This window comes from Shigella sp. FJ200513, from assembly GCF_040495915.1.
Lineage (GTDB): Bacteria > Pseudomonadota > Gammaproteobacteria > Enterobacterales > Enterobacteriaceae > ECMA0423.
On sequence record NZ_JBDYCV010000141.1, the window covers coordinates 1 to 8,016 of the forward strand.

Below are 8,016 nucleotides of genomic sequence, written 5' to 3' on the forward strand. Positions count from 1 at the left end.
ACTTAAATGCGAGGTAACTTATTGATTTAAATGGTGCCGATAATAGGAGTCGAACCTACGACCTTCGCATTACGAATTATAAGAATCCGCTTGTAATTCAAAGGATTATCCCATCAACACTGCGCTCACACGTCCCACCACATCAAAACATGTAAAGCCTTGCAAGCCATTGTGAGGCCTTATGTGTCTCAGTTTTGTCTCATCAGACATAGCAAGTATCGATCAATTGAGACTTGGATGATAGACTTCATGCCTTTCAGAGCTCATTGATTAAATAAATGTTAAAGTTATTTGTAAAGTACACATCTATAGGTGTGCTGAACACACTTATACACTGGGTGGTTTTTGGTGTATGTATCTATGCCGCACATACCAGTCAGGCTCTGGCAAACTTCACAGGTTTCGTAGTGGCTGTGAGCTTTAGCTTCTTCGCGAATGCAAGATTCACATTCAAAGCATTGACTACAGCGATGCGCTACATGTTATACGTGGGATTTATGGGAATATTGAGTGTGATTGTTGGTTGGGCAGCTGATAAATGCTCACTTCCTCCAATAGTCACTCTTATCACCTTCTCCGCCATCAGTCTGGTGTGCGGTTTCGTCTATTCAAAGTTCATTGTCTTTAGGGATGCGAAATGAAAATATCTCTTGTCGTTCCTGTCTTCAATGAAGAAGAAGCGATACCTGTTTTCTATAAAACGGTACGTGAATTCCAAGAGTTGAAGCCATATGAAGTAGAAATTGTATTCATAAATGACGGAAGTAAAGATGCCACAGAGTCAATTATTAACGCGCTGGCTGTTTCAGACCCGCTAGTTGTTCCGCTGTCATTTACACGCAACTTTGGTAAAGAACCAGCCTTATTTGCAGGGTTAGACCATGCAAGCGGCGATGCTGTAATTCCTATTGATGTCGACCTGCAAGACCCAATTGAGGTTATCCCTCATCTTATTGAAAAGTGGCAGGCAGGTGCTGACATGGTGCTTGCTAAACGTTCAGACCGCTCAACTGATGGACGACTGAAACGTAAGACAGCTGAGTGGTTCTATAAATTACACAACAAAATAAGCACCCCAAAGATCGAGGAAAATGTCGGAGATTTTCGACTCATGTCTCGTGAGGTTGTGGAGAACATTAAACTGTTGCCTGAGCGCAATCTTTTCATGAAAGGCATACTGAGCTGGGTGGGTGGTCCGACGGATGTCGTTGAATATGTACGCGCAGAGCGTGTTGCTGGCATCTCAAAATTTAATGGCTGGAAATTATGGAATCTGGCACTGGAAGGTATCACAAGTTTTTCAACCTTTCCTCTTCGCGTATGGACTTATATAGGCTTGTTTGTTGCAAGCATTTCATTTTTATATGGTGCATGGATGATTATAGACACCCTTGTCTTTGGTAACCCAGTACGCGGGTATCCCTCCCTGCTTGTATCAATACTTTTCTTGGGTGGAGTGCAACTGATCGGGATTGGTGTTCTCGGAGAATATATAGGTAGAATCTATATTGAAGTAAAAAATAGACCCAAATACATCATAAAAAAATCTCATCGAGGTAACCCATGATTAAAATTAATTTATTTAAAAATGCAAATCTCCTTGCCTTCATATCATGTTTTGCAATATCAATTTATTGTTATTGGGGGTGGTTGTACGATGGAACACTTAATATTGATGGCGAGTTTACAAATAATTTTTATCAAACAATCACGCTTGGGCGGTGGTTTCACACTTTTTTGCGACATTACTTTCTCCCTGAGCCTTTTTCACTTTATATAACACCATTAATAGCCTTATCTTTTATCATCATTTCAGCATTTATAATCTGCAGATCGCTAAAGCTAGAATCTTATGAATTATTGATAGGTATGTTAGTATTTATTACCTTCCCTCAGATCTCCTATCAATTAGAGTTTCTTAACCAAGCTGATACTGTGGGAATTGCTTTTCTACTGGCAGCGATATCAGCAATTATTTTTCACTCGCAAAAAAATAGGATTGTGATATTTTCTGGTATAGTACTGTCCATTCTTTCAATGGCAATCTACCAAACATTCGTAACATATATTATTGCATTCGTCATTGGGTTGCAGATAAATTCGATAATACGAAATGAGAAAAATATTCGTGAATCTTTTTATAGTTCATGTTTATCTCTATCCCTCATAGCTTTATCTACCTTAATTTACCTGCTATTAACCAAAGCTATCAAGCATTATTTTTCGCTTGAATCGAACGAGTACATCTCAAATTATATACAAAATGCAAGCGATATTAAATGGCTTGTTAAATCAGCCATAGATAATATATATAACTTCTATAACAATCCTCCCACTGGTTTAAACCTATACAAGTGGTTACTGATTCCTTTATTAATTCTGATGTTTACCCTAACATATAAATTAAAAACAAGATCAATTTATTTGATTTCATCAATCATTTTCATTTATATACTTCCGGTTATATTTATCGTTGTTGTTGGCTCAGGGGCGCCACCTCGCCTGTTTGTTTTAATGCCTATAGTAGCAGTAATTTTGTTTTCTTGCTTAAGCAATTTTCGCTCTATAAAATACCTAAACTGCATGTTTTTTTTATTTATTATATTTAATGGCGTTTCAACATCCAAAAATCTATTTTTGAATGATACTCTCGCAAGACAGAAAGATATCTCTTTAGCTAAAGAAATATCATACACATCTCAAACAAAAGGCATTTCCCTTAACGGAAAATATATATATATATATGGTTCAAACGACTCAGGAAATATGCTCTCCATGAGCGCAGACACTTTTGGAAAATCTTTTTTTTGGTGGGATGGTGGCAACTATTTTAGGATGGTTGCATTTATGAATTACTATGGAATCTGTAATTGCAAACCAGCAAATAAAGAACAAATAGAGAAGATTTATCCAATTGTGAAGAGTTTACCTTCCTGGCCGAATCCAGATTCGATAGCTGAAATAAATGGTTTGGTGATAATAAAACTATCAGAGAAAAAAGGGTGGCTTCCATTTAATATTTAGCTTTGATAGATTTATTTATTATTAAAGAGCGCCTCCCTTTTTCAAGCTCAAAATAATACACACATCAATGGATGCAATCACAAATAGACGGAGGGGCTGAATGCCCCTTTAAATACCTTACACTCAAATATCTATATACAATCACACTAACCGTTTCTAATATTAGTCAATTAAAAAATTAGCAATACCATTTACAAGCGTTTACCCAAACTTAACACTGAGAATTGAAGTTTAACCGCCTAATTACATAACACTAGCGACTCTGCTTTTGGGAGGCATGGGTCACTCAGGCCAAATGACATCCGACGGTTTCACGATGAACTACGGCAAAAGAATATCAGAGCCCTCATTCCTCCCCGAAAGGCTGAGGGATCCCCAGAAAATTTTCATCAGTAAGCCAGCACCATACTTCGGTAAGTGCTGGCCAACCGGCACAATATCTTTTCAGGTTGTGCTCGTCGTAGAAGTTCAGGGTTAAATCTCAGGACGTTTTCAGCCAGCGTCAGAAAAGACAATACTCTTCGTTTTTTGAGACTATTAGCCTGATACTTTAAATGAAATCCTTTATTTTCAAAATGATAACCAAGTAGCCAGAGTACGATACTGGCCAGTGTAACCAGTAGACTTAATACCAGAAAACGCTCTCCCCTCCGACTTCTGCTCGCCCGAAGGCCAAAACCAAAGCGTTCACTTTTTTCATCCCGAAAGTTTTGCTCTATCTGCATTCTTCGACTGTACAGTTTCATGATTTTTTTGGCATTAAACTCAGCTGTATTGCTGAATATTAACCATGGTTCTCTGCCTGCGGCTTTTTGTTCTTTTTCCGTTGTTGGTAAGCCCGGCCTCCCTCTGGCACGCCTGCTTTTTCTGCCTTTAGGTGAATGTTTATAAAGATAAAAATGTCCTTCACACTGCGAGCGTTTTTTCCGGGCCAGGGTTCCCGTCCCCAGGTATTTTGCCTCTGAACTCCCCCTGCACATTTTTATGTCCAGCCACTTATCTTTGTCACTATCCAGCCTGAACTTCACTACCCCCCTGATACGACCAATAAAATCCCATCCCTGTGATTTGATATGACGGAACCATGCACTTTGAAAACCAGCATCAGTAACAATAACAACACGAGTCCGGGGAGAAATGGCCCCGGAAAGCGCATCCAGAAAAGCGATTTCCACCGCCTCGTTATTTTTTTTTGACGGGAAGACCTGACTCATCAGGGGGATAGAGCGACCGTCGCAGAGGAGGCTGGCACGAAGGACATGATATTCCTGAAAAGGGTAACCGCTCCAGTCAACAGCGATAACACACCACGACAGTTTATTTGTCATCATGGATGTAATATTTTTGAATATCAGAGGGATATCATTATGAAGTCGTTTATTACCCAACAGACAGTCAACGCGTTTTATTTTATCTTTCACGCGAGCAGGACCGGGTAAATGCCGGCCAATGCTGGTAAGAGAAAGAGATGCGCCACCGACTAAAGCAGCAGCAGAATCAATAATGGCATTTTGTCGATACTGATGCGTGGAAGCTAAAGCATTACGGAAAAAAGTCTGGCATACTTTACGGGCAGGCATAGAGGTGATCTCATTGAATTTGTTAGCGCAATCAGTAGATCACAAAACTCTATGCCTGTCTTCTTTTCTGGGGATTCCTCAGCCTAAAAGGGAGCGGGCTCTGGTCTGGTGAGTATGCAGATCGTAAAGGCTATGACCATGGTGCGAGAGTGGCAGGTATGCCAGAAAGAGGATGTATTGCCTGAAACTCTAACCTGATGCAGAGACGATTATCTTGAACCTGATTTATTCAACAAAGCCGCTGGCAGAATGTTACGAAAGTTATCGCGGCCGCAGGCTGATTTGATATCGATACTATCGGTGGTACTGCGGAAGTAAATGCCTATATAGTGCGACTTTGAAAAATAATAAATTAATATTGAACTCGTTGATTAATAATCATAAACTTTCAGGCATTCATATTTGCAATGAGTGTTTAAAAATCACACAAAACTGGAGAGCCTACTTTAAATGTATAATAACAAAATCGACAGCAACAGAAAAATAAGACATGATTGGGTTGATGCTTTAAAATTTCTCGGTATTTTTGCTATATATTTAGGTCACCTTGGGTTGGGGGCTGGCAAATTGTATCCTTTTGTTTTTAGTTATCACGTCCCACTATTCTTTTTCGCTGCTGGTTTTTTTACTATCAAAAAAATGACTTATCTGTTTTCGATTATATCAAGTCAAAGTTTTACAGATTAATGATTCCATATTTCACTTTTGCATTTTCTATATTAATAATAAACACAATTAACTCAGGTGAGACGATTGATTATATATACAACCACATTTATGATATAATATATGGTGTTAGAAATAACCAATTCGTAGGAACAATATGGTTTATAAACTGCCTTTTTGTTATAATAGCAATTGATGCAATCTTTAGAGAAATAGTCAAGAACAATATAGTGATTTTAATCATATCACTGTTATCGTTCATGTTGTCACAAACAGTGCTCAATCATAACCCATTACTAGATCCTCAATGGTTTTGGAACATAGACTCCGCTATGGCATACTGGTGGTTATTGCCTCTCGGTAGATGTATGTTTTTAGAATTAACACGTGACAGGTTTTTTGGAAAATCTAAAATTGGTTTCATTGTCTTCTCAATTACCGCTATAATGAGTGCGTATCAACTACTTAACCAGAAACCTTTACTTTTTAAGATTATCTCAATATTCAATGCAGACATAATATCAAGTAGTTATATTCAAGCTATTAATACTATTATCACCACGGTAGGCTTGATAATCTTTAATATTTTCATAGCAAAAATAATTTGTGGAAATGACTTTATTGTAAGAGCTGGAAGAAATACTCTTAACATATGTGGAATGGAGTATATCACCAAATTATTTATCCCTATGGCTTTAGCAATTATAGGCTTCAGCGTGACTATTCCAAATCCTATCTGCGCAATCATATATACCTGTATTTGTGTATATGTATCAGATAAAATTGGCCATTGGCTATCGAGGACAGTCGGTGGGCCATTTTTGATAAAATGATAAAAAGGCGCAATTAATTGCGCCTTTTTATAGATATATAGCGCATATTTATGCTCAGATTATACTGTTAAAATTAATGCGCAAATGTTACGGTTTTCTTTCCTAGCAACTGAAGGGAATGTTCGAAGTGCAAACATAAAATTACCCCTTCACTGAACAGATATTCAGTCGACCAACACATGAGAAAGAAATACACCAGATGAATTAAAATATCATATACTTATTAATCAAAGAAATAAAAGCATAAACAGTAGGTGGTGACGCTGATAAACTGGCTATAAACAACCTGGAAGGTGATGAGCTATCGCAATATAATTTATTGGCGAATTATTTGAAGCCAATTGATAACACCAGTGCTCAAAAGACTCCCCCCGGTAACCATAAGTAGCTAATATCTAGTACAGTTTCGATATCTATTATCGTTACTGCGTCGATATAGTCTAAATAGCTGCACCTAATTCTGCCACACTTGTCGTTTACAGATGGGTAATGTGTTGCGTATGGGCAACAAAACTCAAGCCAGATATAACACAACCTAGCTGAGAACGCCTTCCTGATGCTTCGCCCAGCAAGGGCTGAGCGAAAGTGGAGCACTTTTCTGCGCAGCTATTTAGGACAGTATTGAGTCATATTGTTTATGTATGAGTTAAGTTTCGTAATATCAATTAAATAAAATAAGTTGAAATCATTGTAGAAGTGAGCATTATACCCAGGCTACCTGAACCTACTGAAAAACGAGTATTATTCCAACAATTATCCTAGATTAACAAGTCTATTTATTTGGATGCATAGGCCACTCGGGTTTTACTACATTAACACGCATAAGCAGCACCCGATATTTTTTCCATGCCAGTAACAGTTTCGTTTCATCATCTGTTGCCATACCTAAATCAACCGCATCCTGAAGCGGAGCTATTACATTCGTTGCCTCTGCTATCAGTGCAGATTTCTTTTCATCATTTATTAAGGCTAATTGTTCTGGTGTTGGAGAAGGACGGTCAACAATGACAGGATGACCGTTCTCACCACAGGTAATCATTTTTGTTACACTCTGTGCATTAATCAGTGTTTTCCACTCTGATTCCGAGATTTCCACTGCATCATCAGGAATATTGGTGCCGTGAAATTCAGTCGAATAAAATCCGTTTGTCGATGCAGAATAAAAATATGACATTTTGTTAATATCCCATTGCAATGTAATACGCATCAGCAGATGAACCGTATCCTGAACCGGGCGACACAGTAATATTAAATCCAGTGTTCTGGACACTTGTCGCCGATACAGTCGGCTGCCCAGCCGCGCCAGTAACGTTCAATGTAACTACGACAGCAATTACTCTTGAGAACGTCATCGGGAACCTCATCCCGTATGTTGAAGATACATTCGGGGCACCATTCAACTGACCGCACTGTAAAATTAATCCAGACGGAAATTTTTGCGCAGCAGCCGTTACGGTATTAATTGACGCGAACAGGCTCATATCAGGTATCTGATTCGCCCCTGTACCTACATTCCTTTTAGCTGCTTCTCCCAAACCAAGGTTTTCGAGAGCCGTTTTCACCGTGCCATCCGATTTGATATCGCCAAACGGATTCTTGCGGCTTAACAGCAGCGCGCGAAGTGCGGTAAGCAACTGATCGTGCCGCCCCTTCTCCAGGCTGGCACCGGATGCCTCCACCACGCTGCAAAGCTCCTCCTGCAACATGTCAAAGTAGTCATCATCCAGATCGGTGGCAGGCGTGCCAGTCTGGGGGTTACCACGGGTAAAACCGTTCTTACCCGCGCCGAACTTATCCTTCTTCGCGGTTTTCGTGTCTATACGATGCATGGATTACTCTGAGGTGTACTGGCAATAGCGGACACTACCATTTGTTCTTTTTTTAAGCAGCCATCTGATGATATTTTTCCCTGA

General features: G+C 39.1%; 6 protein-coding genes and 1 pseudogene. 4 read left to right on the top strand and 3 right to left on the bottom strand.

What is annotated here, in order from left to right; translation table 11 throughout:
• Positions 1-278 precede the first annotated feature (278 nt).
• From ABZJ92_RS19475 to gtrII, 3 genes are read left to right on the top strand one after another with little or no spacing between them, the layout of a single operon-like run.
• A complete protein-coding gene (locus ABZJ92_RS19475; RefSeq protein WP_000915845.1) occupies positions 279-641 on the top strand; it encodes a GtrA family protein in 363 nt (120 codons plus the stop codon).
• Positions 638-1,567, top strand: a complete 930-nt coding sequence (locus ABZJ92_RS19480) for a glycosyltransferase family 2 protein (protein WP_000703655.1) — start codon at positions 638-640, stop codon at positions 1,565-1,567. Before ABZJ92_RS19475 ends, ABZJ92_RS19480 begins: the two co-directional genes overlap by 4 nt.
• Positions 1,564-3,024, top strand: coding sequence for a glucosyltransferase GtrII (gtrII, locus tag ABZJ92_RS19485; protein ID WP_000590789.1), 1,461 nt, complete (start codon positions 1,564-1,566; stop codon positions 3,022-3,024). The genes ABZJ92_RS19480 and gtrII overlap by 4 nt, the downstream gene beginning before the upstream one ends.
• Before the next feature lie 389 nt (positions 3,025-3,413).
• Here gtrII and ABZJ92_RS19490 read toward each other — a convergent pair whose 3' ends face one another.
• The gene (locus ABZJ92_RS19490; protein ID WP_001111520.1) at positions 3,414-4,604 is read right to left on the bottom strand and encodes an IS4-like element ISSfl9 family transposase; all 1,191 of its coding nucleotides are present in this window, start codon (positions 4,602-4,604) and stop codon (positions 3,414-3,416) included.
• A 450-nt stretch (positions 4,605-5,054) separates the two neighbouring features.
• On the opposite strand from ABZJ92_RS19490, the pseudogene ABZJ92_RS19495 reads away from it, so the two are divergent.
• Positions 5,055-6,103: pseudogene (locus tag ABZJ92_RS19495) on the top strand (acyltransferase family protein).
• A gap of 772 nt (positions 6,104-6,875) precedes the next feature.
• Here the strand turns inward: ABZJ92_RS19495 and ABZJ92_RS19500 are convergent.
• Entirely contained in the window at positions 6,876-7,310 is a 435-nt protein-coding gene (locus ABZJ92_RS19500; protein ID WP_001223322.1) for a tail fiber assembly protein, read from the bottom strand.
• Positions 7,282-7,932, bottom strand: a complete 651-nt coding sequence (locus ABZJ92_RS19505; RefSeq protein ID WP_000554647.1) for a gp53-like domain-containing protein — start codon at positions 7,930-7,932, stop codon at positions 7,282-7,284. The genes ABZJ92_RS19500 and ABZJ92_RS19505 overlap by 29 nt, the downstream gene beginning before the upstream one ends.
• Positions 7,933-8,016: the final 84 nt, after the last annotated feature.

Coding starts and splice junctions, on each gene's coding strand:
- ABZJ92_RS19490 (WP_001111520.1), bottom strand. CDS start 4,604: ATGCCTGCCCGTAAAGTATGCCAGACTTTTTTCCGTAATGCTTTAGCT.
- ABZJ92_RS19505 (WP_000554647.1), bottom strand. CDS start 7,932: ATGCATCGTATAGACACGAAAACCGCGAAGAAGGATAAGTTCGGCGCG.
- ABZJ92_RS19475 (WP_000915845.1), top strand. CDS start 279: ATGTTAAAGTTATTTGTAAAGTACACATCTATAGGTGTGCTGAACACA.
- gtrII (WP_000590789.1), top strand. CDS start 1,564: ATGATTAAAATTAATTTATTTAAAAATGCAAATCTCCTTGCCTTCATA.
- ABZJ92_RS19480 (WP_000703655.1), top strand. CDS start 638: ATGAAAATATCTCTTGTCGTTCCTGTCTTCAATGAAGAAGAAGCGATA.
- ABZJ92_RS19500 (WP_001223322.1), bottom strand. CDS start 7,310: ATGCGTATTACATTGCAATGGGATATTAACAAAATGTCATATTTTTAT.